Below are 24,202 nucleotides of genomic sequence, written 5' to 3'. Positions count from 1 at the left end.
GGGTTGCATGTCAGACCAAACCACCGTCGGCGTGGGCATGATCGGCTACGCGTTCATGGGCCGCGTCCACTCCCAGGCATGGCGCAGCGTCGGCGCCTTTTTCGACCTGCCGCTGGCACCCCGCATGGCGGTGCTGGCCGGCCGGTCCCAGGAGCACACCGCCGCCGCGGCCGCCCGGCTCGGCTGGGCCGACACCGAGACCGACTGGAGGGAGCTGGTCAAACGCGACGACGTGCAGATCGTCGACATCTGCACGCCGGGCGACTCCCACGCCGAGATCGCCATCGCCGCCCTGGAGGCCGGCAAGCACGTGCTCTGCGAGAAGCCGCTGGCCAACAACGTGGCCGAGGCGGAGGCCATGGTGCGGGCGGCGGCCTCGTCGGCCGGCAAGAGCATGGTGGCCTTCAACTACCGGCGGGTGCCCGCGGTGGCGCTGGCCCGGCGCTACGTCGAGGAGGGCAGGCTCGGCGAGATCAGGCACGTACGAGCCCAATACCTCCAGGACTGGATCACCGACCCCGCGGCTCCGCTGGTGTGGCGGCTGCAGAAGGACAAAGCGGGATCGGGCGCCCTGGGTGACATCGGGGCGCACATCATCGACACCGCCCAGTTCATCACCGGCCAGAACATCGTGGGCGTCTCGGCGCTCACCGAGACGTTCGTCAAGGAACGCCCCGTGTCGCCGGGCTCGTCGGAGACCGGGCCCGTCACCGTCGACGACGCCGCGCTCTTCATCGGGCGGCTCTCCGGCGGCGCCATGGCCAGCTTCGAGGCCACCCGGTTCGCCACCGGGCGCAAGAACGCGCTGCGCATCGAGCTCAACGGCTCGAACGGCAGCCTCGCCTTCGACTTCGAGGCCATGAACGAGCTGTGGGTCAGCGATGGCGACAGCGGCTTCAAACGCATCCTGGTCACCGAGGCCGACCACCCCTACGCCGGGGCGTGGTGGCCACCCGGACACGGGCTCGGCTACGAGCACACTTTCACCCACGAGGTCAAAGACTTCCTGGAGGCGATCGCCCAGGGCAGCGACCCGGCACCGTCGTTCGCGGACGGGCTCCGGGTGCAACGCGTGCTCGCGGCGGTCGAGCGCAGTGCGGCTGATTCCAGCCGTTTCACAGTTGTGGAGGACATATGAGACCGGTCACCTTGTTCACCGGCCAGTGGGCCGACCTGCCGTTCGAGGAGGTGTGCCGGCTCGCCGCCGAATGGGGCTACGACGGCCTCGAGATCGCCTGCTCCGGCGACCACTTCGACGTGGCGCAGGCGATCAGCGACCCGTCGTACGTGTCCGCCAAGCGGGCCCAGCTCGACAAGCACGGCCTCAAGGTCTGGACGATCTCCAACCACCTTGTCGGCCAGGCGGTCTGCGACCATCCCATTGACGAGCGCCACAAGGCCATCCTGCCCGCCCGCATCTGGGGCTCGGGCGACCCGGAATCCGTACGCCAGGCGGCCGCCGAGGACATGAAGAACACCGCGCGAGCCGCAGCCCTGCTGGGCGTCGACACGGTGGTCGGCTTCACCGGCTCGTCCATCTGGCACACGGTGGCGATGTTCCCGCCGGTGCCGGCCTCGATGGTGGAGGCGGGCTACCAGGACTTCGCGGACCGCTGGAACCCCATCCTCGACGTCTTCGACGAGGAGGGCGTCCGCTTCGCCCACGAGATCCACCCCAGCGAGATCGCCTACGACTACGTGACGACCCAGCGCACCCTGGAGGCCATCGGCCACCGCCCCGCGTTCGGCCTCAACTGGGACCCGTCCCACATGGTCTGGCAGGACCTCGACCCGGTGGCGTTCATCCTGGACTTCGCCGACCGGATCTACCACGTGGACTGCAAGGACACCCGCGTCCGCGTGGGCGACGGCCGCCGCGGCCGCCTCTCCTCCCACCTGCCGTGGGCGGACATGAGGCGCGGCTGGGACTTCGTCTCCACCGGTCGCGGCGACGTGGCCTGGGAGGACTGCTTCCGGGCGCTCAACTCGATCGGGTACGCGGGCCCGATCTCGATCGAGTGGGAGGACGCGGGGATGGACCGGCTGGACGGGGCACGGGAGGCATTGGGCTACATCCGCGGCCTCAACGCCATCACCCCACCGACCACCGCCTTCGACGCGGCCTTCTCCACCACCTGACCGCCCTGGCGCCGCCCGACACGCATGGTCATCGCGTGTCGGGCGCGCTTCGCGCGGACGGCGCTCAGGCGTGTTTCCTTGGGGCTCCGCCTCGGCGAGGGGCTCCCGCCCCTCGCGCACCCCAGCCTTCTCCGGCGGAAGGACTGGCTGACTTCTGGGCCGATTCGGTCCTTGGAGCCGGAGGCGTCCGAACCGGCTGGTCTGACCCGCCCGGCGACGGCGACGAAAGGGCTATCGGCCCGAGCCCCGTCTTGCCATCGAGTGGAGGGCTATCGAGGCCCGAGCCCCGTCTTTCCGTCGAGCAGTTCGCGTGCGACGTCGAGGTGGCCCGCATGACGTGCGGTCTCCTCGATCATGTGCAGGACGATCCGCCGCATATCGGTGACCTCATCTCCAAGCGGACCTGGGTGACGTCCTCGCGGGGGCGTCGACAGGGGAGTCGCGGCAAGCACTGCGTTGGACCGCTCGCACTGGGCCCGGTAGAACGCGAAGACCACAGACGGTGGTCGCGGTGTGGTCAGTGGCATGTGGTCGTCGGGCCAGGGCAGTGGCTCGGCGGACCCCGTGGCGATCTCCTGGAACCAGTGCCGCTCGGCGTAGCCGAGGTGCTCCACGAGACCCAGCACGGTCCATCCAGAGGGCAGGACCGCGGTTGACATGGCTTCCATGTCGAGGCCGTCCACGATCGCGAGAACGCTGGCCCGTTGCGCCTCCAGGAACATCAACAGCGCGTTCTTCTCGCTCTCGTCCACTCGGTACACGCCCTCTCTGACCAGCTGGTGAAGAGCTGCCGGGAAACCTCGCGCAGTATCGCTACCCTGCGAATCCCCACTTAAGTAGCCGAAACATTAGTAGACGGGACCGACATTCTTCGGGCACCGGCTCTTCTACAAAGCAAAATGCCCTCTTCCTGAGGCCGAGATGAGAGCCTTTCACCTGCGGAGTATCGGGGATTTCAAACTTTCTTCAGGCGCTAGACCAGACGAATGTCGCAGCCGATGGCCACCGGAAGGCTGGCGAGCTTCGCATCACCGGTGATCAGGGTGCAACCTTCAGCTTCGGCCAGCGCCACGTAGGCGGCATCGTAAGCCTTGATGTTGCTGCGCAATTCCCAGATGCGAGGCAGGAGAGGCCGGATGTCCGCCAACTCGATCTCGGCCCGGGTGAGCGCCTCAAAGGCGCTCCACCCACGCGTTTGGGTGATCAGTTCTTGCCTGACGAGGCGGGTGACGACGTGGGCGACTTCGCTGGGCATGTGTGCGGGCGCGATCCAGGCGGGATCGGTCATGATGGCCTTGCGTGCGGCACGGCCGGCCTCTCCGTCATCGGCTAGCGCGTTGATCATGACGGAGGCATCGATCACGAGCACGGGCAGTCTCCACTGGTATCTGCGAGTTGCTCGTCCCGCTCGTTCCGTGCCTGGTAAACGAGTTCCGCGGCTTGCCCTGGAGCGCTGTGCATGCCGTCGTCACGCCCCTCGAACTGGGCGATCAGATCGATGTTGTGCGAACGGCGTGCATCCGCCGCCAGGAGGCCCAGCATGTAGGCCTGCGCGGACTGTCCCTTGGCACGGGCTCGGGCGGCGATCGTGTCGGCGATGTCGTCGGGAACATCGCGGATCTGCATGTTCCTAGGCATGCCTTCATTTTACATGCACAGCTCGGCGCAGTGCGGGATCCGCACTGCGGCGATTTCACCGGAAGCCACAAACCATCATCGGCCCAAGACCGTGCCGTCCCCGGCCACGAGGAGGGGCAACCTCATCATCGGGGAGAAGGGCCGGGCCCACGCCCGGTTCGTCCACCGTTTCGGCAGGTCGGAGCCTCGTGAGCGGCGCCTGAGATGCTTGCGACGTGCCGCCGCCTGTGATCGACTTCCAAGGTACGTGATCGGAAGCAGGGGTTCCGCGATCGGCAGGGGACCCGGACGAAGGGAAGTCCATGTCTGAGGGGGACCACGTCACGGTGGCGGTCACCGGGGTGACCGGGGCGCTGGGCAGCCGGATCGCGGCCCGACTCGCCGACCGTGGCGTCCCCCAACTCCTTGTCGGACGCAGACCCGACCGTCTACCCGAACTGCCGAGTGCCCAGCGACGCGGTCCGGCCGCCTACGCCGACGCCTCGGACATGCGCGAGGCGCTCGAGGGCGCGTCGACCCTCATCCTGGTCTCCGGACATCGTACGGGGCGTCGGCTGGAGGAGCACGCCACCGCGGTCGAGGCCGCGATCGCGGTCGGCGTGAACCGGGTCCTGTATGTGTCCCTCATCGGCGCTTCGCCCATCGCCACCTATGTCAACGCCCGCGACCAGTGGCTGACCGAACAGTTCCTGGCAGGGACCGGGATCCGCCACACGGTGCTCGGGCGGGCATCTACGCGTCGACGCCGGCCGCCCTCGCCGACGAGGAATTCGTCGTGAGCGGCCCCGCGAGCACCGGCCGAGCCGCTTTCGTCACCCACGAGGACATTGCCGACGTGATCACGGCCGTCGCCCTCGACGAGGGTCCCCGCTCCGAGTACGACGGCGCGACCCTTGAGATCACCGGGCCCGAGGCCCTGACTCTCGACGAAGCGGTCACCCGGATCGCCGCGGCCACCGGTCGGCCCTACCGCTTCGAATCCGAGACCCTTGAGGAAGCCTTCGCACGGCGATGGCGACTGGGCATCAGCGGAGAACAGATCGAGACCTGGATCTCGTGGTTCCAGGCGATCGAGAAGGGCGAGGTCTCCGTGGTCACCGACGTCGTCCCCCGGCTCACCGGCTCACCGGCGACCCCGATCGCAGACGCAGCCTGGTGGCCCGCGCCGAAGACGGCGCGCGGTATCCGCTGAGGACCTCTTCCCGGTCGCTCTCTTGGAACGGCCCGCCGAATATTCGGCCTCATTATCTGGTCTTCACATCGGCCCACACCACGCGGTGATCGGCTGCGGTGACAAATGTCCCCCAGCATCCGTTGGAAAGATCAGCGACAATGCGAATACCACGCCCCGATTCGGCATCGAGAGCGGGCTCGGCCATATGCGGCTCAGCGCTAAATGCGCCGGGATCCATCACCTCGACGCGAAAGAAGCCGTCCCCGCGTCCCACGCTCACCGTGACCCACTCGCGGTGCCGGCCTCCTTCCACGTGTTCGCAGGCGTTCGTGACCAGCTCAGAGACCACCTGTTGCACATCGGACACCATTGGGTGATGGTCCGCGAGCCACCGGGCGACAGCCGCGCGCGCCTGTTTCGGGGCCATGCGCCCACGTCGCAGCCGGGTCGCGCCGATGAGGATTGCGTCTTCTGTTCGTATTAGCAGCCTAATCACCTTAATCGCCCGAATTTATGTGCCGTTATAACACGCGATCTCGAGAATTCGTGTGTCGCACGGGGAATTGTTGGTCCGAAGTACTGGTAAGCGTGCCATCCGGCGGGTAATTTTTGGGATAACCGCAAGGGCTCGTGCCACACGGATATGAGTCACCCGGTGGGAAATGTTGTGTGATCCTGTGGGATCAGACCAGGAGTAGCCCCCGATGCGTCCTGCCAAAGAGTTGAATCCAGACGCCAGCGCGGAGGCCCGTTTCGGGTACGAACTACGTCAGCTCCGTCTCGAAGCGGGGCTGACCCAAGGGCAACTCGGCCACAAGATCGGTTTCTCCGCCAACCAGGTCGGTTCCGTCGAACGAGCCGTACGCACACCGACCGAGGTGCTCGCCAAACGCTGCGAGGAAAGACTGGGGCTGGAGCCGGGGCGCCTGGTCGACTTCCTGCCTGTCGGCAAGCGGGAGTCCATCTTCAAGACGCTCGCCCCTTGGCTCGACATCGAGGCGACCGCGCGCGAACTCTGGACCTGGGCGCCGACCATCGTTCCAGGTCTCCTGCAAACGCAGGACTACACCCGCGCCATCGTGGAGGGAAAACCGGGCGTCACCCAGGCCCAGGTTGAGGAGGCGGTCAAGTCACGGATGGCGCGGAAGGGGATCTTCGACGGAGACAATCCGCCCACGCTCTGGGCGGTTCTCGACGAGTCGATCCTCTACCGTCCGATCGGGAGCGAAAGTATCACCCGCAACCAACTGGCATACCTCGTCGAGGCGGCTCATAGTCCGTGTATCACGATCCAGATCCTGCCGCTCAGTGCCCGCGTCACGGCTGGGCTGCTCGGAGGCTTCGTGATCGCGCATACGACGGGTGGGCCTAGAGCCGCCTTCGTGGACAGCCCGGTTTCGGGGAAGGTATGGGACAGAGCGGCCGAGATCGAGGTCCTCGGCCTCCGGTATCACATGTGCCGCGCGGAAGCCCTTCCCCAGAGCCTGTCTGTCAAGAGGATCGAGGAGAGGTTGGAGCAGGAATGGACCTAGAGCTGAGCGAGGAACTCAGGACTGCTGTCTGGCGGAAGTCCTCGTTCTCGGGCGACAACGGAGACTGCCTGGAGGTTGCCCCGCTGTCGGGCGGCCGTGTGGGCATCCGCGACACCGAGCGGCCCGACATGCGGCCCTACGTGGTGAGCGCGTCGGTGTGGGCCGCGTTCATGGACGGCGCCAAACGAGGAGAGTTCGACTTCTAGCCACCTCAAGAAGGGGGCCCGGCAGCGTACCGGGCCCCCTTGTCATGGGTCCGGTAGGGACGCGTACGGGCGGACCTGTCACATTTCCAACCCCTGTGACGTCTATGTAGGGAGGTGTCCACGAGAACGGGGAGCGACATGCCTAAATTGCCTGACGCGGAGGTCAATGTGAGCGGAGATCACGAATGAACGAGCTCAAGACCATCCCGAAGGCCATCTCCGGCCCCTCGAACTTCCTCGACGAGCGCCTCAGCGCGGCCAACTTCATCAAGCGCAACATGCGCAAGATCTTCCCCGACCACTGGACGTTCCTGCTGGGGGAGATCGCGCTGTATGCGTTCGTCCTCCTGCTACTGACCGGGACGTTCCTGACGTTCTGGTTCAAGCCCAGCATGGCGGAGATCGCCTACGACGGGTCGTACGCCCCGCTCAAGGGCGTCATGATGTCCCAGGCCTATGCGTCGTCACTGGAGATCAGCTTCGATGTCCGGGGTGGCCTCCTGCTCAGGCAGATGCATCACTGGGCGGCGCTGCTCTTCGTGGCGAGCACCATCGTGCACGCGCTGCGGGTGTTCTTCACCGGCGCCTACCGCAAGCCGCGCGAGCTCAACCATGTGATCGGCGTGCTGCTGCTGACGCTGGCGCTCCTTGAGGGGCTGACCGGATACTCGCTGCCCGACGACCTGCTGTCCGGCGCCGGTCTGCGGATCACTGAGGGTGTGCTGGTCTCATTGCCGCTGATCGGTACGTACGCGACGTTCTTCCTGTTCGGCGGAGAGTATCCGGGCGGAGATGTCATCTCCCGGTTCTATTCGCTGCACATCCTGCTGATCCCGGGCATCATCCTGGCGCTGGTCACCGCTCACTTGGTGCTCATGTGGATGCAGAAACACACCCAGATGGCCGGCAAGACCCAGACGAACCAGAACGTGGTGGGTGCGCCGTTCTATCCGGCGTTCATGGCCAAGGCCGGCGCGTACGTCCTGTTCACGTTCGGGGTGATCGCGGGGCTGGCGACCTTCGCCCAGATCAACCCGATCTGGCTGTTCGGGCCCTACACGCCCGCCGACGTGTCGGCCGGTTCGCAGCCCGACTTCTACATGGGCTTCCTCGAAGGCTCGCTGCGCCTCATGGTGCCGTGGGAGATCAACCTGTTCGGTACGTCCCATGCGGGTACGGTGCCGCTCAATGTCATCATCCCGGCGCTGGCGCCGCTGGGTATCGTCTTGACGGGCCTGGCGTTGTATCCGTTCCTGGAGCAGTGGGTGACGGGGGACAAGAGCGAGCGGAACTTCGCCGATCGACCGCGCGACAACCCGCATCGCACGGCGATCGGCATGTCGGCCGTCGTGTTCTACGGCGTGCTCTGGCTCTTCGGCGCCAACGACGAGATCGCGGCCAATTTCCAGATCAGCCTCAACGTGACGACGTACGCGGGGCGGGTGCTGGTCTTCGTGGCGCCCGCGCTGGCATACCTGATCACGTATCGCATCTGTCTCGGCCTGCAGCGCTACGACGCGGGCGTCATCTCCCACGGTGTCGAGTCGGGCGTGATCAAGCGGTTGCCCAACGGCGGGTTCGTCGAGGCCCACGTGCCGGCTGCGGCCGATATCGAGGCACACGTACGGGGCAAGCAGCCGGTGCCGATGTTGGCGGTCGCCGAGGCCGACGGCGCGGGAATCCCGCCGAAGGGCATGCGCGGCCCACTGGGCAGGCTGCGCAACCTCATGTCGAAGGAGTACGGGGGCGAGAAGATCCCCCTCGACGACGGTCACGGGGACGGAGAGGTAGAGCGTGCGGGCGATGACCGTACGCTGATCCGCTAAGGGCACCTGAAGAGAATCGTAAGTGGGATCTGAAAGGTTGTGGGTGTCGCCAAATGGCACCGCCGACACCCAGGAGATCCCGATGCGCAAGATCATCAACTCGACCTACATCACCCTCGACGGCGTCATCGAGAACCCGATGTGGACGATGCCCTACTTCGACGACGAGGCCGTCGCCTTCGCCGGTGAGCAGACGAATGGCGCCGACGCGCTGCTGATGGGCCGTGCCACGTACGACGGCATGTCCGCCGCCTGGCCGACCCGGGACGAGAGCGACCCGAGCACCGGCGCGGCCTACTTCAACAACGTCAAGAAGTACGTCGCCTCGACCACTCTGACCAACCCCACGTGGAAGAACAGCGAGGTGCTGCAGGGCGACCTGGTCGAGGAGGTCACCAAGCTCAAGGCCCGGGACGGCAAGGACATCCTGCAGTACGGCTTCGGCTCGGTCACCACTCAGCTCATCAGGGCGGGCCTGCTGGATGAGGTCCGGTTCTGGATCACCCCGGTCCTGGAAGGCGCCGAGAGCGTGACGACGCCGCTCAAGGACTTCAAGGCGTCGTTCGAGCTGGTCGACACCAAGGTCATGAAGAGCGGCGTGATCATCGCCTCGTACCGCCCGAAGGCGGCCGAGTGACGGACGGGCCCGGGATCACGACGGCGGGGTGGTCTCGGCGAGACGGATCTCGCTGAACAGCTTGAGCGTCACCGGCCGCAGCCGCAGCCGTGCCTCGCGCGGCCAGCGCAGGCTCAAAGACGGGAACACCGTCTCCAGGACGATCTTCAGGTAGGGGCGGCCGGAACGACCGACGGGAATCTTGGCGCACAGAGCGGACACGCTCGCGAAGGTCTCCCGTCGGCCGAGCCGCAGCCGGGTCCGCCCGCCGAACTGGTTCGGGATCCCGGCGGCCTCGAGGCTCACCGACTCCCACAGCAGTTCGGCCGTCTCCTCCTCCCGCAGCCACTCCGGACGGGTCGGCAGCGGGAGCCGCAGGGTGAATCCCGCCGGCAGCCCGGCCCGAGTCAGCCGGAAGGAACCCTGGAACCACGGCAGCTCATCGAGGAGTCGCGGACCCTTCAGGGTGTTCATCGACAGGCTCGCCGCACTGGCTTCCATGGCGATCCGCCAGCTGGCGGGATCGGTGTATGGGACTTCCGGGATGGACACCAACAGGATTCATCTCCCCTGCGCGGACGCCTGGACTCATGGGCGGCTACCTAGATGACGCTCAGGCGGCTACCTATAAGACGTTCCGACCACGGGAAATGTGACAGACTCAGTCGGTGAGGTCGTCGTACCACTGAGGTGTCCTGGCCTTCAGCGGGTCGGGGGCGGGACCGGCGCCGGGACCGGGCAGGACGTAGAGGTCGACGGTGTCGGAGCTGTGGTCGCGGGATCCGCTCACGGTCCAGTCGTCCTTGATCCGGTCCGCGGGGACGGGCTGGTCGGAGAAGCCGCCGTCAGGAGAGTTCCACAGCAGGCGGTAGCCGACCTTCAACCCGCGCCGGCGCGCCTCGGCGCGCACAGCCGCGACCGTCTTGCCGTGAGCCGTGTAGCCGGCCATGGCCTCCTCTCCCTCGGGGTCGAAGGCGACGTCCTCGGCATAGGGTTCGCCCGGCTTGGCGGGGCGGCCGACCCCGAAGACGACGCGTCCGGGGAAGTCCGAGGGCATCCAGACCTTGCCGCAGAACGCCGACGCGCAAGGTGTCACGCGCTGCGTCCCGATGCTTCCGTGCCATTTGAAGCCCTCCGGAACGACAGGGCCGAGCAGCTCGCCGACCTCGTCCGGCGCCACCGGGACGACTTTCACCGTGACGTTCAACCCGACCGCCCGAAACGCCTCCTCGAAGCGTCGGCGGTCGGCCGCCGGGTCGGTGATGGTGACGCTGAAATAGTCCTCGGCCTTCTTGATGGAGACGGCCGCGTTGGCGTACTCGGTCGCCGGACCACTGGCCGGCAGGCCGACGCCGATCGCCACGGCCACGGCCGCGGCGGTGACCGCCGAGGCCAGGACAGGCCAGCGGGGTCCGAAGGTTCCCCTTTGCGGAAGCCAGGACCGTCGGCGGCCTGGAGCCGGTGTCGCCATGATCGCCGCTCGCAGCTCGCGCGCGCCGGGCCCCTGTTCCGGCGCGTGCGGGGTCGGGTCGATGGCCCTCATCAGGTGGTCGATGTCGCTCATGCTTCCCCCATCGCGATCGTCATGGACGTCTGCCGCTCCAGCGCCGCCGCCAGCCGCTTGCGCGCCCGATGCAGCCGGGTCCGGGCGGCGACGGCCGTACATCCCAAAACCTTGGCGATCTGCTCGCTGCTCAGACCCTCCCAATGGGCCAGCGCCATGACCTCGCGGTCACGCTCGGGCAGCTCGTCGAAGGCGGCGCGTACGTACTCCAGATCGACCGGTCTGACGGGCCGGTCGGCGGCCAGCTCGTCACGGAGCCGCTCGGCGAGCCCGGCCCTGCGGGACGCGCCGCGTTGCTGGTTGGCCAGCACGCGGCGGGCCACCCCGTATAACCAGAGCAGCGCCCGCTCGCCCTCGGGCACGTCGCCGATACGCCGCCAGGCGGTGAGGAACGTCTCGGAGATGACGTCGGCGGTGTCGTCGGGGGAGCTGGTACGGCGGGCGGCGTACTGATGTATCGCCGGATAGTACGCGTCATAGACCGCTTCGAAGCGATCTCGGTGTGTCACAGAGTCTCCTTGCCGATAGGTGCCGGACACCTTGGTAAGTGTCCGGCTCCCTTCGGCCTGTTGCAGTTCTCAGTACGCCGCACACTCGTGAGTCACTGCCCCGCCGAGCGACGCCGACATGGCCTGACGCGGGTCAGCCCCCTGTCCTTCGATGATCTGGACAGCCTGGAGGGTTGGTGAAAGCGTGGGCCAGACTGCTCGTCACCTGGTGAGAGGTGGGGCCATGAGGGACTATCCGCTCGGCATGCCGTACCAGCTGGAGCTGGACGACACCTACGGCTGGCTGCGCGAGCACGAGCCGCTGGCCCGGATCCAGATGCCGTACGGCGAGCCGGCCTGGCTGGCGACCCGCTACGAGGACGTCCGCACGGTCTTCGCCGACCCGCGCTTCAGCCGGGCGGCCGCGGCCGGCCGGGACGCGCCGCGCATGTATCCGGAGCCGGTGCCGGGCGGGCTCTCCGACCTCGACCCGCCGGAGCACACGCGGATGCGGCGGCTGGTCGGCAAGGCGTTCACCGCGCGCCGGGTCGAACTGCTGCGGCCCCGCGCCGAGGAGATCGTCGAGGGCCTGCTGGATCGGCTGACGGCCCAAGGGCCACCGGCCGATCTGGTGGAGGGTTATGCCGTGCCGCTGCCCGCGACCGTGATCTGCGAGCTGCTCGGCGTGCCGTACGACGATCGCGCGACCTTCCAGTCCTGGGCCGACGCGTACATGACCACGAGCGCGATACCCCTGGAGGAGAAGAAGGCGCGGCTGGCCGCGCTCGGCGGTTACCTGGCCGGGCTGGTGGCGCGTCGGCGCGAGTCCCCGACCGACGACCTGATCGGCGCCCTGGTGCAGGCGCGTGACGAGCGGGACAGCCTGTCGGAGGAGGAGCTGATCGGCTTCCTGATGACCCTGCTGGCCGCCGGCTACGAGACCACGGCGTCGCAGATCGCCAACTTCTCGTACGCGCTGCTGACCCACCCCGACCAGCTCGCCCTGCTGCGCGAGGGGCAGGTGGACCTGGCGGACGCGGTCGAGGAGTTACTGAGGCACGTCCCGGTGACGGCGACCGCCGCCACGTTCATCCCGAGGTACGCCACCGAGGACGTGGAGCTCGTAGGCGGCACCGTGCGCGCGAACGAGCCGGTCTTCGCGGCCTACTACGCCGCCAACCGCGATCCCCGGGTGTTCGAGGACCCGGAGCGGCTCGACCTCACCCGCAAGCCGCAGCCGAACTTCGCCTTCGGCCACGGCCCGCACTTCTGTCCCGGAGCGGCACTGGCCCGGATGGAGCTTCAGGTGGCGCTCGCCGCGCTGCTGCGGCGCCTGCCCGGCCTGCGGCCGGCCGTGGCGGGGGAGGAGCTGAGCTGGAAGAGCGGCATGGTCGTCCGCGGGCCGGTGGCGCTCCCCGTCATCTGGTGACCATCAGCGGTCTGTCACATTCCTCCGATCCGGCGAGTCATATGAGTAACGGCCGGGACCTGGCCGACCGATGTGACTCCTGGAGGAACCCGATCATGCAAGCGCGGATGACCAACCCGGCAAAGCTCGTCCCCGACGCCATGAAGGCGATCATGGCCCTCATCGAGGCGTGCAAGCAGGGCGGCGTGCCCGGCACCACGCTCGAGCTCGTCCACCTGCGGGCCAGCCAGATCAACGGCTGCAGCGTCTGCGTGGACATGGGCTCGCGCAGCGCCAAGAAGGCAGGGGAGACGGACGAGCGGCTGTGGGCGGTGGCGGCCTGGCGGGAGGCCCCCTACTTCACCGACGCCGAGCGCGCCGCCCTGGCGCTCGCCGAGGCCGTCACCCGGCTCAGCGACCGTGCGGACCCGGTTCCGGACGAGATCTGGGACGCGGCCGCCAAGCACTACGACGAGCAGGGGCTCTGCTCCCTGCTCCTGATGATCTCTACGACCAACGTCTTCAACCGCCTCAACGTCGCCACTCGGGCAGTAGCGGGCGCCTGGTGACGACGGCGCGCCCGAGGCGTGGCCGGTGTTCGCGGACTCGGTGCTCGACCGCGACACCGAACGCTGAGTCCTGCTGGACGCTCAGTCCATCAGGACGATCTGGCGCAGCACCTCGCCGCCCTTGAGCGCGGCCACGGCGTCGTTCAGGTCGCCCAGCCGGATCCGGGCGCTGATCATGGATTCCAGGTCCAGCTGGCCGGCCTTGTAGAGCTTGGCGAAGTAGGGGAAGGCGTGCCGCACGTCGGCTTCGCCGTACAGGCTGGACAGCAGGTTCTTGCCCTCGAACAGCAGGCTGAACGCGGAGATCGACACCATGTCGTCCACCGCGCCCGCGCCGACCACGATGACCTCGCCGCCCGCGCGGGTCACCTGCCACGCGCTCTGGATGGTGGCCGCCTTGCCGACCACCTCGAAGCCGTAGTCGAAGCCGCCGCCGCCGGTCAGCTCGTTGAGCGCCTCGGGGACCTGCTCGGGGGTCACGGCGTGGGTGGCGCCGACCTTCTTGGCCAGCTCGTGCTTGGACTCCAGCGGGTCGATCGCCAGGATCGTCCGGGCGCCGGAGACGCGCGCGCCCTGGATGACGGACAGGCCGACGCCGCCGCAGCCGACGACGGCGACGGTCGAGCCGGGCCGTACCTTGGCGGTGTTGAGGGCGGCGCCCACGCCGGTGGTGATGCCGCAGCCGATCAGCGCGGCCGCCTCCCACGAGATGTCCGTGTCGATCTTGATTGCGCCCTGCCACGGGACGACGATCTCCTCGGCCCAGGTGCCGCACCCGGCCATGCCGTACGCCGTCTGGTCGCCGCCGAAGCGGAAGTTGCCCTTGGTGAAGGACTCGATCACGTACTTCATGCAGAGGTACGGCTGGCCGCCCAGGCACAGCTCGCAGTCCTGGCAGGACGGGCGCCAGTTGATGATCACGTGATCGCCCGGCTGGACCGAGCTGACATGCTCGCCCACCTCGACCACCTCGCCCGCGCCCTCGTGACCCGGGACGAGCGGCACGGGCTGCGGCAGCACGCCGGACATGGCCGACAGGTCCGAATGGCAGACGCCCGTCGCCTTGATCCGCACCCGTACGTCGGCCGGGCCGACAGGGGTGAGGGTGACATCGTCGCGGATGTCCAGCTTGTCGTCGCCTACGGCGTGCAGAAGGGCGGCGCGCATGGGGAGTTCCTCCTCCGGCTATTCCTCTAGGGAAAGAGCGGCTTTGGGGCAGGATCGAACCGCGTGGCGGACGCGGTCCAGGAGTTCGGGGGGTGGTTCCGGGAGCAGGATGTGCAGCTGGTCGTCGTCGTCCACGTCGAACACCTCGGGGGCGAGCCCCATGCACACCGCATTGGCTTCGCACACCATCTCATCGACCTTGACCTTCATGTGAGCCTCCTGTGATCCCATGAGACCACTTTGGTGCGCTCGACAAGGTAAGCGACCCGTTTCCGACCGGTTTGTTCGACATAGGGGTGCAAAAGTTCGTCCGCCACGTCGGGGGTCATCCTGCGCGTGACCTTCATGCCGATGGCCAGGACCTGCTCGGGCTCGTCCACGCGCTTGGCCTCGCCGTACAGCAGGACGCCGCGCAGCTCGTTGTAGTCCTCGCCGGCCTCGATCAGGCAGCTCACCCGCGGATCGCGCTCCAGGTTGCGGACCTTCTGCGCCTTGGCGTAGCTCCAGAAGACGATCCGCCCCTCATCGAGGCCGTAGAACATGGTCACCAGATGCGGCGTGCCGTCGGGGTTGATGGTCGCGAGCTGGAGCTTGCGGGCCCCTTCGAGGAAGGCGGTGACCTCGTCTCCGGACATCGCGATGCGAGCGCGCTGATTCACGTTGCCAAGTAGAACAGGTTGCAGAATGCCGGGCAAGGGGGCGCTGGAATGTTGTTCGGTTCTACTAGGGTGCATCCCTATGACGATGCCGCCTGAACTGCGATTCGCAGCCAAGCAAGCCAAGGGTTTCATGCCGGAAAATGAGGGGCTGGCGCTGTTCGAGGCGGCTTGCCAGTACGGCAAACTCGGGCCGATCTGCGAGATCGGCACCTACTGCGGCAAGTCGGCCGTCTACCTCGGCGCGGCGGCCAGGCTGGCCGGGTCCGTGGTCATCACCGTGGACCACCACCGCGGCTCGGAGGAGATCCAGCCCGGCTGGGCCCACCATGACCCGACGCTGGTCGATCCGCGGTTCGGCAAGATGGACTCGCTGCCGACGTTCCGCCAGACGATCGCCGCCGCCGGGCTGGAGGACGAGGTGATCGCCGTGGTCGGCCACTCCGAGCAGGTGGCCCGGCTCTGGAACACGCCTCTGGGGCTGCTGTTCATCGACGGCGGCCATTCCGAGGAGCCGGTGACGCGTGATTACGAGGGCTGGGCGCCGCACGTCATGGCGGGCGGCGCGCTGGTCTTCCACGACATCTATCCGGATCCGGCCGCCGGCGGTCAGGCTCCCTACCGGGTCTACCTGCGGGCGCTCGCCTCGGGCGCGTTCACCGAGACCTCGGTGGAGGGCTCGCTGCGCGTCCTGGAGCGCGTGGCCCCAGGAATCTAGTGCCGCGTCCGGCGGCGGGTCCATGCTCTGCGGGTGTGGGCCCGCCAGGACTGGAAGTCCTCGTGGGTGTGCGGGTCGTGGCCGAGCGCGATGAGCGCCCCCTCGGCCCACCCGGCGGCCTCCTCGGGCTCCGCCCCTGCCAGGATCGGTACGGCCTGCGCCATGTGGTCCGGCAGCGCCCCCGCCTGGAGCCGGGCCGAGGCGGCGAACGCGCTCCCCTGAGCCAGATGGGCCCGGAACCCGTCGGCCCCCGCGTGGTCGGTCAGCCACCACAGCTCGTCGGCGTTCGCGCCACCCGTGTGCGTCGCCGCGAACCCGACACCGCTCCACAGATCCGCCCGGCGCCCCGCGGGGTAGGCGCCGATCCTGGCCGCCACGTCGTCGGGTGAGGCGCACTCGTGGGACCAGAGCAGCCGGCCCAGCCCCTGGTCGAAGATCGCGCAGTGGCTCCTGGTGAGCAGATCGGGCATGGTCCGCTCGCCCACCATCCGGTCGGCCCGCGCCAGGCTCCACTGGAACCCGAACCCGTCCACGGCCAGCCACCGGAACAGCGGGTGGGTCCGCCGTACACCCCACATGGGCCGCACGCGCAGCAGCGCGTAGCCGCGCCCGGCACCGAGGTGCACGGCGTACGGGTGAAGTTGGGCGGGGCCGGCCAGTAGCTCGTGAAGGCGCCGGCCCCGAGTCAGGGTGAGCAGGTCGAGCACGGTGCACGCGGCACCGGCCCCCTCATAAGCGAAGCTCCGCTGCTCCGGAGCCACCTCGTCGATCCGGTCGGCTTCATCCGAGACGGCGGCGTTGAACCCGAAAACGTATGACCGCTCGGCCCCTTCGACGGCGGCCCGGGAATGTCCCTGCCGTAGCCGGAACCTCCGCCGGGCCAGGTCGGCTTCGGACTGCTCCTTCAGCAGCAGCCTCCGTAGCCCGCGAACCGGCGAAAGCGTCGGCTCAGTCCTGTCCTGCTCCAAGAACGCTGTTGTGCCCGTGTCGCCCACGCTTCCCCCGAAGACGCCTCGTACGGCCACTCACGAAGCTAGTAACCCCAATGGGGCGTTCAGCGGTGCCGCTCCGCATTTCTCGGCAAAGAACCCGCAAAAGCCCTTGCGTACCGGGGCAAGATCACGCGCGAGCCGGCGTGCACCCGCACAGGTGGGGGTCGGCGGGGGAGACGGAGGGAGCGCTGATGTCGCGGAAGATCCCCGCACCCGGGGAGAAGGCGGACAACGCGTCCGCCGCGAGCACCGCCGCCGCGGCCGTGTATCCGCTCCGCTCGTGCGGGAAGTGCCGCTGGTTGATGAACTGCCAGCCCGTCCAGTACGAGCCGTCCTCGTGGCGCAGGTGCTGGATGTCGGCGAACAGCCGGGCGGCCCGGTCGCGCTCGCCCAGCGCGTCGAGGGCCAGCGCCAGCTCGCACGTCTCCGCCCCCGTCACCCACGGCTGGTCGGACACGCACCGGATCCCCAGCCCCGGCACCACGAACGTGCCCCACTCCCGCTCCAGCAGCTCCTCCGCCGCCGGGCCCCGGACGGCGCCGCCGAGTACGGGGTAGTACCAGTCCATGGAGAAGCGGCTCTTGTCGGCGAACGCCTCCGGGTGCGCGGCCAGCACGTGGGCCAGGCGGTCGGCGGCCAGCTCCCAGTGCGGCTGCGGGTCGCCCAGGTGGTCGGCGAGCAGGACGCCGCATCTCAGTCCCTGGTGGATCGACGAGCAGCCGGTGAGCAGCGCGTAGGAGGAGGCCCGGCCCTGGGCGTCGCGTTCCCAGACGACCTCGCCGCGTTCGGTCTGGAGTCCCACCACATAGTCGAGCGCCCTCTTGACCATCGGCCACCTGAGCTCGGTGACCTCCTGGTCGCCCGTCACCAGGTGATGGTGCCAGAGGCCCACCGCGACATAGGCGGCGTGGTTCGACTCGCCGCCCTGCTCGGTTGCCACGCCGTCGATCAGCTTCATCGCCCATGAGCCGTCGTCGCGCTGGTGCCGGGCCAGCCAGTCGTAGCCGCGCGCGACGGGGTCGCGCAGGCCCGCCACGGTCATCGCCATCAGGCACTCGACGTGGTTCCACGCGTCCACGTGGCCTTCCGGCCAGGGCACGCCGCCGTCGTCCTGCTGGATCGCCGAGATGCTCAAGGCCGTGCGTACGGCCTCCTCGCGTGAGATCACGCGGCGGGCTTCCTGACGTAGAGCACCACGCTCTTGCCGATGAGCGGGTTGAGCAGGTTCTCGGCCAGCCGGGTGAGCGGCGGGCGCTTCATGATGTCCCAGACCAGCAGCTCGTGGTAGGCCTTGGCGAGCGGATGGTCGTCGTTGTTGACGCCGACCGCGCACTTGATCCACCAGTAGGGTGCGTGCAGGCCGTGGGCGTGGTGGTGGGGGCCGATGTGGAAGCCGGTGGCCTTCAGCTTGGCCGACAGCTCAGCCAACGTATAAATCCGGACATGTCCGCCGGGGGCCGTGTGGTAGTCCTCGTCCAGCGCCCAGCAGATCCGCTCGGGCAGGAAGCTCGGCACGGTGATCGCGGCGGTGCCGCCGGGCTTGAGCACCCGGAAGATCTCCCGCATCGCGGCCATGTCGTCGGGGATGTGCTCCAGCACCTCGGCCGCGATGACCCGGTCGAAGGAGCCCTCCTCGAAAGGCATGTCCAGAGCCGTACCCTGAACGGTCTCACCGCCGGCGCCGGGCGGCACCTCACCCGCCTTGTCCATCGCCACGAACATGGCCGCCACGCTGTCCAGCTCGGACTGGTCCATGTCGAAGGCGACCACGTCCGCGCCCCGGCGCAGCACCTCGAAGGCGTGCCGGCCGCCGCCGCAACCCAGGTCGAGCACGCGTACGCCGGGCCCGACCGGCAGCCGGGCGAAGTCCACCGTCAGCACTTATCGATCTCCTTGAAGTTGGGTCAGGGCCTCGGAAGTTCGGTCAGCGGGTACGGCGGGCCGCGATGGCCTCACGGTACGCCTCGACGGTTCTCTGGGCGACCACGCGCCAGGTGTAACGCTCCATGACCCGGTCGTATCCGGCCTTGCCCACCCGCTCGCGCTCCTCGGGAGAGTCGTGCAGGCGGCGCAGCACGGCGGCCAGCTCCTCGGCGTCGCCGGGCGCGACCTGGATCGCGGCGTCCCCCACCACCTCGGGTAGCGCCCCGGTACGGCTGGCGACCAGCGGGGTGGCGCAGGCCATGTGCTCGACGGCCGGCAGCGAGAACCCCTCGTACAGCGACGGCACCACGGAGACCTCCGAGGTGGCGATCAGCTCGCCCAGCTCGTCGTCGGAGATGCCGTGCACGAAGCGGACCCGGTCCTGCAGCGACAGCTCTTGTACGAGCTGCTCGGTGGGCCCGCCGGGAGTCGGCTTGCTGACCACCGTGAGGTTGACGTCGCGCTCGGTGGCCAGCTTGGCCACCGCCCGCAGCAGCGTGGCGACGCCCTTCATGGGGGAGTCGGCGCTGGCCACCGCCACGATCGAGCCCTTGCGCCGGGGCTTGTCCGGGCGCGGGTGGAAGTAGCGGGTGTCGACGCCGAGCGGGATCAGGCGCATGTTCGCCTGCGGGACGTTGAAGTCGCGGTGGATGTCGGCCAGCGACGACTCGCTGACGGTCAGGATCGGGCTCAGCCGGGGCGCGACCTTGGCCTGCATCTTCACGAAGCCGTACCAGCGGCGCATGGTCAGCTTCTTGGCGCCGGTGGCCGCCTCCAGCTCGATGCGCCGGTCCACGCTGATCGGGTGGTGGATCGTGCCGACCACCGGGAACAGCTTCTGGATGCCGAGCAGGCCGTAGCCGAGCGTCTGGTTGTCCTGGACGACGTCGAAGTCGCCCACCCGCTTCTTCAGCGCGCGGTGCGCCCGCAGCGTGAACGTCAGCGGCTCGGGGAACCCCGCGGTCCACATGGTGCCGACTTCCAGCCAGTCGATCCAGTCGCGGTACTCGTGCAGCTTCGGCGTCCTGAACGGGTCCTCGTCGCGGTAGAGGTCGAGGCTCGGCACCTTCTGCAGGATCACGCCCTCGTCCAGCTCCGGGTACGGCTGGCCGGAGAACACCTCGACGTGATGGCCGAGGGCGACCAGCTCGCGACTCAGGTGGCGGAGGTAGACGCCCTGGCCACCACAGGTCGGCTTGCTGCGGTAGGACAGCAGCGCGATCCGCAGCGTGTCGCTCACGGACACCCCTTTCTAGCCCGGTATGCACCCAGAGATGGGCGTGTACCGTGAAGATGACCTTAGTCCGAGAAGGCTACCATTCGGTAGGTCATCTGGAATTGTTCACAACTCCCGCTAAAGGCCGTGCGAACTGCGATGTTGGCATGACCGAGCGTGGTTCGGTGGAACGTGTTCTAGGAGGCTCTGGTGCTGTATCGAGGCGCTTAGCTGTACATTCCCGTCCAAAAGGACGCGGTCGTGATAGTGGGAGGACCCCTTGGCCAGGCGCGCTCTGATCACCGGCATCACCGGCCAGGACGGTTCCTATTTGGCGGAGTACCTGCTGGGTCAGGGGTACGAGGTGTGGGGCCTGGCGCGGGGTCAGGCCAACCCGCGCGTGTCGCGGCTGCGCAAGCTGCTGGCCGATGTCCAGGTGGTCCGCGGCGACCTGCTCGACCAGGGATCGCTGATCTCGGCCGTGGAACGGGTTCAGCCCGACGAGGTCTACAACCTGGGGGCCATCTCGTTCGTACCCATGTCGTGGGAGCAGGCGGAGCTCACGGCCGAGGTGACGGGGATGGGCGTGCTGCGGATGCTGGAGGCCATCCGGGTGTGCTCGGGCGTGTCGCGGGGCAGCGCAGCCTCCGGCCAGATCCGCTTTTATCAGGCTTCGTCCTCTGAGATGTTCGGCCAGGTCAGCGAGACGCCGCAGACGGAGCGCACCGCCTTCCACCCGCGCTCGCCGTACGGCGTGGCCAAGGCGTACGGGCACTTCCTCACGCAGAACTACCGCGAGTCCTACGGCATGTACGCCGTCTCCGGCATCCTGTTCAACCACGAGTCGCCCCGGCGTGGCGCCGAGTTCGTCACCCGCAAGGTCTCGCTCGGCGTGGCGCGCATCAAGCTCGGCCTCGACACCGAGCTCCGGCTCGGCAACCTGGAGGCCCGGCGGGACTGGGGCTTCGCGGGCGACTACGTACGGGCCATGCACCTCATGCTCCAGGCCGGCACCCCCGAGGACTACGTGATCGGCACCGGGCGCATGAAGTCGGTCCGTGAGCTGGTCCAGGCCGCCTTCGCGGCGGCCTCCCTCGACTGGGAGCAGTACGTCGTCACCGACCAGGCCCTGCATCGGCCCGCCGAGGTCGACCTGCTCTGTGCGGACCCGAAGAAGGCCCAGGTGCAGCTCGGCTGGGAGCCGACGATGCCGTTCGACGAGCTGGTGGCGACGATGGTCGAAGCCGACCTGCGCCTGCTGTCGAACGGCGGCGACCCCGACCAGGACAGCTCCTGGCCCTGATCCACCCGATCGACGATGCTCCTTCGAGCATGCCCTATTGACAAAATCCAGTTTTACATAAAGGATTGTTTTTGCGATGAGAGATGTCCTGTACCTGGAGCAGATCGAGCAGGCCGAGGCGCTGCTCAAGCCGCAGCGCGTCGAGGTGCTGCGGCAGCTGGCCGAGCCGCGCACCTGCACTGAGGTCGCGGCCCGGCTCGGTCAGACGCCACAGCGCGTCTACTACCACGTCAAACGGCTGGTGGACGCCGGCCTGGTCGACCTGGTGTCGGAGCGGAAGGTGCGCGGTGTCCATGAGGGCATCTACCAGGCGGGCGCGCGCTCCTACTGGCTGTCACCCCGCCTGGTCGGCCGGATCGGCGTGCACAGGGTGCAGGACGAGCTGAGCCTGGGCTACCTGCTGGACCTCATGGAGGAGGTTCAGGCCGACATCGCGAGCCTCGACAGGACCGCGACGGAACTGCCGTCGATCGGGCTGTCGGGGGAGATCCACGTGCGCCCCGAGAATCGTCAGGAGTTCCTGCGCGAGCTGCAGGGGATGCTGCAGGACCTGTTCACGAGGTACGGCGGAGCGGAAGGTGACGCCTTCAAGCTCGCCGTCGCCTGCTACCCCAAGGGAGACGAACATGAGTGAGCCGATGACCGTCCGCGCCCGCGTCCAGGCACCGGTGAAGGAGGTGCGTCACGCGCTGACCGACGCCGCGACGATGCGGCTCTGGCTGGCCGAGCACGCCGAGGTGGACCTGCCGGACCGCTATGAGTTCTGGGGCCGCCACACCCCCGAAGGCGACGCGCCGCACCAGCGACCGCTGCACGTCGACGACCACACGGTGCGCTTCTCCTGGCTGCTGGACGGCGTGGACACCACGGTCGAGTTCGGCCTGGAGGAGGAGAGCCCCGAGACGACCATCGTGTCCGTCTCGCAGACCCACTTCGACTTCCAGGAGGCGCTCGCCGAGTCGACGATCCGCGGCGTGATCCAGACATACTGGTGCCTCATGCTGGCCAACCTGGCCGAGCACTTCGACGGCCGCCCGCTCACCCCGAAGCCCGACTTCACCTCCCCCGACCTGCGGGCGGAAGTGCTGATCGCCGCTTCGGCGGAGAAGGTCTTCGACTCGCTGATCGACTCGGAGTCGGTGACCCGCTGGTTCGGCTTCCCGATCGAGATCGAGCCGCACGTCGGCGGCCGTTTCGCCATGGGCGGGCTGGCGGACAACCCCAACCCGGCGAAGATCGTCGAGCTGGAGCCGGGGCGAAAGCTGTCCGTCGACTGGGGCGGCGTCGGGGTCAGCACCTGGGAGCTGGCGGAGTCCGGCGGCAAGACGCGGTTGACGATGGTGCAGAGCGGTTTCGACCGCCCGCCGTACGCGGCCTGGCTCGGCACCATATCCGGTGTCTCCGAACTGCGCCGCTTCCACGAGGTGGCCGACTGGAGCCCCATCTGGGTGTCCTAGTCGTCGCTCTTCTCCCCAAGGTGGGTCAGCACGGTCGCCGCGACGGCCCCCAGAACCTCGATCTGCTCCGGCGTCAGCAGGTCGATGAAGTGGCGGCGTACCGACTCCACATGATCGGGGGCCGCCGCCTCGATGGCCCGCAGCCCCTCCTCGGTCAGCACGATCACGGCGCCGCGGCCGTCGCTCTCGCACTCCTCACGGGTGACCAGGCCACGCTGCTCCATCCGTGAGATGTGCCGCGACAATCTGCTCTTCGACCACAGCATCCGCTCGGCCAGCTCGGTGAGCCGCCCCCGACGCCCCTCGGCCGACGACAGGGACGACAGCACGTCGTAGTCGGGCGCCGACAGCCCCGAGTCGCGCAGCAGATCCCGGCTCACCTGGGCGTCCAGGAGCAGCCGCATCCGGCGGTAGCCGAGCCAGGCCCGGAACTCGGCCTCGTCCAACCAGCGCGGGTCACCCATGCCGCCCAGATTAGTTGACGTGTAACCAACTTCGGTCTTAGGTTCCATGTAAACCAAATCTGGGAGGCGGGGCACGATGTCGGGTGCGATGTTCGGTGTGGGTATCTCGGCCTCGGCGGCTTCCGGCGCGGATCCGGTCGGCGACGCGCGGTTGGCGGAGGAACTGGGGTTCGACTTCGTGTCGACGTCCGACCATCCGTGCGGGACGTCGCCGACGTACGAGATCTGGACGCTGCTCACCTGGATCGCCGCCGCCACCTCGCGGATCCGCGTCGCCACGCGGGTCCTCGGGGTGCCATACCGGCCGCCGGCGATGGTGGCCAAGATGGCGGAGTCGCTGCACCGGCTCTCGGGCGGCCGCCTGATCCTGGGGCTCGGGGGCGGCTATTCGGACGAGGAGTTCCGTGCGTTCGGGCTGGGCGTACCGACGCCGCGGGAGAAGGTGGATGGGATGGTGGAGGCGATTCACATCATGCGCGGGCTGTGGTCGTCTTCGTCGTTCACGTACGAGGGCGCCCGGTATCACACGCTCGACGCCTCGCTGGAGCCCAAGCCTGACAGTCCGATCCCCATTTGGCTGGGGACGTACGGCAACCGGGCACTGGCGGCCACCGGGGAGCTGGCGGACGGGTGGATCCCTTCGCTGGGGTTCGCCCCGCCTGCGGTGGCGGTGGAGATGCGTTCGCGGGTGCTGGAGTCTGCTGGGCGGGTGGGGCGGGAGGTGGAGTGCGTGTACAACGTGCCGGTTTCGGTCGGCGAGTCCTCGGACTCGCCTTCGCTGGTGGCGGGGTCGACGGAGGAGGTAGTCGAGGGATTGATGGGGTTCGTACGGTTGGGGTTCACCTCTTTGAATCTCATGCCTGTGGGGGCGGACTTCCGTCGGCAAATGGAACGACTTGCTGCTGACGTTCTCCCGGCATTGCGTGAATTCTCTTCATAGGCGACGCCGGGCTATACACCATTTCAGGCTTCTGGACGACGATATTACTTTTGAGCCCGGCGTGTAGCTACACAGTTAGCTTTGTGTCACCAGGCCAGGGCGCATCGCTCTGTTGTGCTTCCCCGCTCTGGTGGCTATACCGCTCCCCTCCGCGGAAGGTCGCGCAAGTTGTGCAGCCGCAGACGGCGCCATGTCATCGTCGATCA

At 68.1% G+C, this 24,202-nt stretch carries 30 protein-coding genes; 15 read left to right on the top strand and 15 right to left on the bottom strand.

Annotated elements, in window-relative coordinates:
* Positions 1-7: 7 nt before the first annotated feature.
* A complete protein-coding gene (locus tag LDL49_RS17995) occupies positions 8-1,138 on the top strand; it encodes a Gfo/Idh/MocA family protein (protein ID WP_225292215.1) in 1,131 nt (376 codons plus the stop codon).
* A complete protein-coding gene (locus LDL49_RS17990; RefSeq protein ID WP_225292214.1) occupies positions 1,135-2,139 on the top strand; it encodes a sugar phosphate isomerase/epimerase family protein in 1,005 nt (334 codons plus the stop codon). Before LDL49_RS17995 ends, LDL49_RS17990 begins: the two co-directional genes overlap by 4 nt.
* 269 nt (positions 2,140-2,408) lie before the next feature.
* On the opposite strand, the gene LDL49_RS17985 is transcribed toward LDL49_RS17990, so the two are convergent.
* The 3 genes from LDL49_RS17985 to LDL49_RS17975 all read right to left on the bottom strand — a co-directional run bounded on the left by LDL49_RS17985 (position 2,409) and on the right by LDL49_RS17975 (position 3,777).
* Positions 2,409-2,900: a DinB family protein gene (locus tag LDL49_RS17985; protein WP_225292213.1), complete on the bottom strand. Its 492-nt coding sequence runs from the start codon at positions 2,898-2,900 to the stop codon at positions 2,409-2,411.
* Positions 2,901-3,112: 212 nt separating this feature from the next.
* On the bottom strand, positions 3,113-3,508 hold the full coding sequence (locus LDL49_RS17980; RefSeq protein ID WP_225292212.1) for a type II toxin-antitoxin system VapC family toxin: 396 nt from the start codon (positions 3,506-3,508) through the stop codon (positions 3,113-3,115).
* Positions 3,499-3,777 (bottom strand): hypothetical protein, encoded by a 279-nt coding sequence (locus LDL49_RS17975; RefSeq protein ID WP_225292211.1) that lies wholly within the window; start codon positions 3,775-3,777, stop codon positions 3,499-3,501. The genes LDL49_RS17980 and LDL49_RS17975 overlap by 10 nt, the downstream gene beginning before the upstream one ends.
* A gap of 302 nt (positions 3,778-4,079) precedes the next feature.
* On the opposite strand from LDL49_RS17975, the gene LDL49_RS17970 reads away from it, so the two are divergent.
* Positions 4,080-4,556: an NAD(P)H-binding protein gene (locus tag LDL49_RS17970; RefSeq protein ID WP_225292210.1), complete on the top strand. Its 477-nt coding sequence runs from the start codon at positions 4,080-4,082 to the stop codon at positions 4,554-4,556.
* Positions 4,553-4,969 carry a Rossmann-fold NAD(P)-binding domain-containing protein gene (locus tag LDL49_RS17965; protein ID WP_225292209.1) on the top strand — a complete coding sequence of 139 codons (417 nt, stop codon included), beginning with the start codon at positions 4,553-4,555 and terminating at the stop codon, positions 4,967-4,969. The genes LDL49_RS17970 and LDL49_RS17965 overlap by 4 nt, the downstream gene beginning before the upstream one ends.
* Before the next feature lie 52 nt (positions 4,970-5,021).
* On the opposite strand, the gene LDL49_RS17960 is transcribed toward LDL49_RS17965, so the two are convergent.
* Positions 5,022-5,378 carry an ATP-binding protein gene (locus LDL49_RS17960; RefSeq protein ID WP_225292208.1) on the bottom strand — a complete coding sequence of 119 codons (357 nt, stop codon included), beginning with the start codon at positions 5,376-5,378 and terminating at the stop codon, positions 5,022-5,024.
* Between the two features lie 277 nt (positions 5,379-5,655).
* Between LDL49_RS17960 and LDL49_RS17955 the strand changes: the two genes are divergently transcribed.
* The 4 genes from LDL49_RS17955 to LDL49_RS17940 all read left to right on the top strand — a co-directional run bounded on the left by LDL49_RS17955 (position 5,656) and on the right by LDL49_RS17940 (position 9,152).
* Positions 5,656-6,483, top strand: a complete 828-nt coding sequence (locus LDL49_RS17955; protein ID WP_225292207.1) for a helix-turn-helix domain-containing protein — start codon at positions 5,656-5,658, stop codon at positions 6,481-6,483.
* Positions 6,474-6,689 (top strand): DUF397 domain-containing protein, encoded by a 216-nt coding sequence (locus LDL49_RS17950; RefSeq protein ID WP_225292206.1) that lies wholly within the window; start codon positions 6,474-6,476, stop codon positions 6,687-6,689. The genes LDL49_RS17955 and LDL49_RS17950 overlap by 10 nt, the downstream gene beginning before the upstream one ends.
* 185 nt (positions 6,690-6,874) lie before the next feature.
* Positions 6,875-8,515 (top strand): cytochrome bc1 complex cytochrome b subunit, encoded by a 1,641-nt coding sequence (gene qcrB, locus LDL49_RS17945; protein ID WP_225292205.1) that lies wholly within the window; start codon positions 6,875-6,877, stop codon positions 8,513-8,515.
* Positions 8,516-8,597: 82 nt separating this feature from the next.
* Entirely contained in the window at positions 8,598-9,152 is a 555-nt protein-coding gene (locus LDL49_RS17940) for a dihydrofolate reductase family protein (RefSeq protein WP_225292204.1), read from the top strand.
* 15 nt (positions 9,153-9,167) lie between these two features.
* Here LDL49_RS17940 and LDL49_RS17935 read toward each other — a convergent pair whose 3' ends face one another.
* The 3 genes from LDL49_RS17935 to LDL49_RS17925 all read right to left on the bottom strand — a co-directional run bounded on the left by LDL49_RS17935 (position 9,168) and on the right by LDL49_RS17925 (position 11,234).
* Complete coding sequence (locus tag LDL49_RS17935) at positions 9,168-9,683, bottom strand: hypothetical protein (protein WP_225292203.1); 516 nt, start codon at positions 9,681-9,683, stop codon at positions 9,168-9,170.
* Positions 9,684-9,792: 109 nt separating this feature from the next.
* Positions 9,793-10,695 carry a hypothetical protein gene (locus tag LDL49_RS17930; RefSeq protein WP_225292202.1) on the bottom strand — a complete coding sequence of 301 codons (903 nt, stop codon included), beginning with the start codon at positions 10,693-10,695 and terminating at the stop codon, positions 9,793-9,795.
* Positions 10,692-11,234, bottom strand: coding sequence for an RNA polymerase sigma factor (locus LDL49_RS17925; RefSeq protein ID WP_225292201.1), 543 nt, complete (start codon positions 11,232-11,234; stop codon positions 10,692-10,694). The genes LDL49_RS17930 and LDL49_RS17925 overlap by 4 nt, the downstream gene beginning before the upstream one ends.
* A 193-nt stretch (positions 11,235-11,427) precedes the next feature.
* On the opposite strand from LDL49_RS17925, the gene LDL49_RS17920 reads away from it, so the two are divergent.
* Positions 11,428-12,612, top strand: a complete 1,185-nt coding sequence (locus LDL49_RS17920) for a cytochrome P450 (protein WP_225292200.1) — start codon at positions 11,428-11,430, stop codon at positions 12,610-12,612.
* Between the two features lie 95 nt (positions 12,613-12,707).
* Complete coding sequence (locus tag LDL49_RS17915; RefSeq protein ID WP_308016140.1) at positions 12,708-13,160, top strand: carboxymuconolactone decarboxylase family protein; 453 nt, start codon at positions 12,708-12,710, stop codon at positions 13,158-13,160.
* 81 nt (positions 13,161-13,241) lie between these two features.
* On the opposite strand, the gene LDL49_RS17910 is transcribed toward LDL49_RS17915, so the two are convergent.
* The 3 genes from LDL49_RS17910 to LDL49_RS17900 are packed head-to-tail and all read right to left on the bottom strand — an operon-like array spanning position 13,242 to position 14,986.
* Positions 13,242-14,327, bottom strand: a complete 1,086-nt coding sequence (locus LDL49_RS17910; protein ID WP_225292198.1) for a zinc-binding dehydrogenase — start codon at positions 14,325-14,327, stop codon at positions 13,242-13,244.
* Between the two features lie 18 nt (positions 14,328-14,345).
* Entirely contained in the window at positions 14,346-14,537 is a 192-nt protein-coding gene (locus LDL49_RS17905) for a ferredoxin (protein WP_225292197.1), read from the bottom strand.
* Positions 14,534-14,986: a pyridoxamine 5'-phosphate oxidase family protein gene (locus LDL49_RS17900; RefSeq protein ID WP_225292196.1), complete on the bottom strand. Its 453-nt coding sequence runs from the start codon at positions 14,984-14,986 to the stop codon at positions 14,534-14,536. The genes LDL49_RS17905 and LDL49_RS17900 overlap by 4 nt, the downstream gene beginning before the upstream one ends.
* A gap of 85 nt (positions 14,987-15,071) precedes the next feature.
* Between LDL49_RS17900 and LDL49_RS17895 the strand changes: the two genes are divergently transcribed.
* On the top strand, positions 15,072-15,701 hold the full coding sequence (locus LDL49_RS17895) for a class I SAM-dependent methyltransferase (protein WP_225292256.1): 630 nt from the start codon (positions 15,072-15,074) through the stop codon (positions 15,699-15,701).
* On the opposite strand, the gene LDL49_RS17890 is transcribed toward LDL49_RS17895, so the two are convergent.
* The 4 genes from LDL49_RS17890 to LDL49_RS17875 all read right to left on the bottom strand — a co-directional run bounded on the left by LDL49_RS17890 (position 15,698) and on the right by LDL49_RS17875 (position 19,862).
* Positions 15,698-16,669: a DUF1702 family protein gene (locus tag LDL49_RS17890; protein WP_225292195.1), complete on the bottom strand. Its 972-nt coding sequence runs from the start codon at positions 16,667-16,669 to the stop codon at positions 15,698-15,700. The two genes, LDL49_RS17895 and LDL49_RS17890, sit on opposite strands and share 4 nt — an antisense overlap.
* Positions 16,670-16,820: 151 nt before the next feature.
* A complete protein-coding gene (locus LDL49_RS17885; RefSeq protein WP_225292194.1) occupies positions 16,821-17,861 on the bottom strand; it encodes a glycoside hydrolase family 15 protein in 1,041 nt (346 codons plus the stop codon).
* Complete coding sequence (locus LDL49_RS17880) at positions 17,858-18,574, bottom strand: class I SAM-dependent methyltransferase (RefSeq protein ID WP_225292193.1); 717 nt, start codon at positions 18,572-18,574, stop codon at positions 17,858-17,860. The genes LDL49_RS17885 and LDL49_RS17880 overlap by 4 nt, the downstream gene beginning before the upstream one ends.
* A 43-nt stretch (positions 18,575-18,617) precedes the next feature.
* Positions 18,618-19,862: a glycosyltransferase family 4 protein gene (locus tag LDL49_RS17875; protein WP_225292192.1), complete on the bottom strand. Its 1,245-nt coding sequence runs from the start codon at positions 19,860-19,862 to the stop codon at positions 18,618-18,620.
* A gap of 250 nt (positions 19,863-20,112) precedes the next feature.
* Between LDL49_RS17875 and LDL49_RS17870 the strand changes: the two genes are divergently transcribed.
* From LDL49_RS17870 to LDL49_RS17860, 3 genes are all read left to right on the top strand, one after another.
* Positions 20,113-21,135 (top strand): GDP-mannose 4,6-dehydratase, encoded by a 1,023-nt coding sequence (locus LDL49_RS17870; protein ID WP_225292191.1) that lies wholly within the window; start codon positions 20,113-20,115, stop codon positions 21,133-21,135.
* Positions 21,136-21,211: 76 nt separating this feature from the next.
* The gene (locus tag LDL49_RS17865) at positions 21,212-21,769 is read left to right on the top strand and encodes a helix-turn-helix domain-containing protein (protein WP_225292190.1); all 558 of its coding nucleotides are present in this window, start codon (positions 21,212-21,214) and stop codon (positions 21,767-21,769) included.
* Positions 21,762-22,592, top strand: coding sequence for an SRPBCC family protein (locus LDL49_RS17860; protein ID WP_225292189.1), 831 nt, complete (start codon positions 21,762-21,764; stop codon positions 22,590-22,592). Before LDL49_RS17865 ends, LDL49_RS17860 begins: the two co-directional genes overlap by 8 nt.
* Here the strand turns inward: LDL49_RS17860 and LDL49_RS17855 are convergent.
* Positions 22,589-23,056 (bottom strand): MarR family winged helix-turn-helix transcriptional regulator, encoded by a 468-nt coding sequence (locus LDL49_RS17855; RefSeq protein ID WP_225292188.1) that lies wholly within the window; start codon positions 23,054-23,056, stop codon positions 22,589-22,591. The genes LDL49_RS17860 and LDL49_RS17855 overlap by 4 nt on opposite strands.
* An 88-nt stretch (positions 23,057-23,144) precedes the next feature.
* Here LDL49_RS17855 and LDL49_RS17850 point away from each other — a divergent pair, with 88 nt between their 5' ends.
* The gene (locus tag LDL49_RS17850; protein WP_263655147.1) at positions 23,145-23,996 is read left to right on the top strand and encodes an LLM class flavin-dependent oxidoreductase; all 852 of its coding nucleotides are present in this window, start codon (positions 23,145-23,147) and stop codon (positions 23,994-23,996) included.
* The last annotated feature ends 206 nt before the right edge of the window (positions 23,997-24,202 follow it).

Origin of the sequence: Nonomuraea aurantiaca (assembly GCF_020215705.1) — a bacterium.
GTDB classification, from domain to species: Bacteria; Actinomycetota; Actinomycetes; order Streptosporangiales; family Streptosporangiaceae; genus Nonomuraea; species Nonomuraea aurantiaca.
The sequence above is the reverse complement of the archived record's forward strand: the minus strand, read 5'-3'. Positions and strand labels throughout refer to the sequence as shown.

Bases quoted from the DNA above. Each gene is read 5' to 3' on its own strand.
- LDL49_RS17995 (WP_225292215.1), top strand. From the start codon at position 8: ATGTCAGACCAAACCACCGTCGGCGTGGGCATGATCGGCTACGCGTTC.
- LDL49_RS17990 (WP_225292214.1), top strand. From the start codon at position 1,135: ATGAGACCGGTCACCTTGTTCACCGGCCAGTGGGCCGACCTGCCGTTC.
- LDL49_RS17975 (WP_225292211.1), bottom strand. From the start codon at position 3,777: ATGCCTAGGAACATGCAGATCCGCGATGTTCCCGACGACATCGCCGAC.
- LDL49_RS17970 (WP_225292210.1), top strand. From the start codon at position 4,080: ATGTCTGAGGGGGACCACGTCACGGTGGCGGTCACCGGGGTGACCGGG.
- LDL49_RS17960 (WP_225292208.1), bottom strand. From the start codon at position 5,378: ATGGCCCCGAAACAGGCGCGCGCGGCTGTCGCCCGGTGGCTCGCGGAC.
- LDL49_RS17955 (WP_225292207.1), top strand. From the start codon at position 5,656: ATGCGTCCTGCCAAAGAGTTGAATCCAGACGCCAGCGCGGAGGCCCGT.
- LDL49_RS17950 (WP_225292206.1), top strand. From the start codon at position 6,474: ATGGACCTAGAGCTGAGCGAGGAACTCAGGACTGCTGTCTGGCGGAAG.
- qcrB (WP_225292205.1), top strand. From the start codon at position 6,875: ATGAACGAGCTCAAGACCATCCCGAAGGCCATCTCCGGCCCCTCGAAC.
- LDL49_RS17940 (WP_225292204.1), top strand. From the start codon at position 8,598: ATGCGCAAGATCATCAACTCGACCTACATCACCCTCGACGGCGTCATC.
- LDL49_RS17930 (WP_225292202.1), bottom strand. From the start codon at position 10,695: ATGAGCGACATCGACCACCTGATGAGGGCCATCGACCCGACCCCGCAC.
- LDL49_RS17920 (WP_225292200.1), top strand. From the start codon at position 11,428: ATGAGGGACTATCCGCTCGGCATGCCGTACCAGCTGGAGCTGGACGAC.
- LDL49_RS17915 (WP_308016140.1), top strand. From the start codon at position 12,708: ATGCAAGCGCGGATGACCAACCCGGCAAAGCTCGTCCCCGACGCCATG.
- LDL49_RS17910 (WP_225292198.1), bottom strand. From the start codon at position 14,327: ATGCGCGCCGCCCTTCTGCACGCCGTAGGCGACGACAAGCTGGACATC.
- LDL49_RS17905 (WP_225292197.1), bottom strand. From the start codon at position 14,537: ATGAAGGTCAAGGTCGATGAGATGGTGTGCGAAGCCAATGCGGTGTGC.
- LDL49_RS17895 (WP_225292256.1), top strand. From the start codon at position 15,072: ATGCCGCCTGAACTGCGATTCGCAGCCAAGCAAGCCAAGGGTTTCATG.
- LDL49_RS17865 (WP_225292190.1), top strand. From the start codon at position 21,212: ATGAGAGATGTCCTGTACCTGGAGCAGATCGAGCAGGCCGAGGCGCTG.
- LDL49_RS17860 (WP_225292189.1), top strand. From the start codon at position 21,762: ATGAGTGAGCCGATGACCGTCCGCGCCCGCGTCCAGGCACCGGTGAAG.
- LDL49_RS17855 (WP_225292188.1), bottom strand. From the start codon at position 23,056: ATGGGTGACCCGCGCTGGTTGGACGAGGCCGAGTTCCGGGCCTGGCTC.
- LDL49_RS17850 (WP_263655147.1), top strand. From the start codon at position 23,145: ATGTTCGGTGTGGGTATCTCGGCCTCGGCGGCTTCCGGCGCGGATCCG.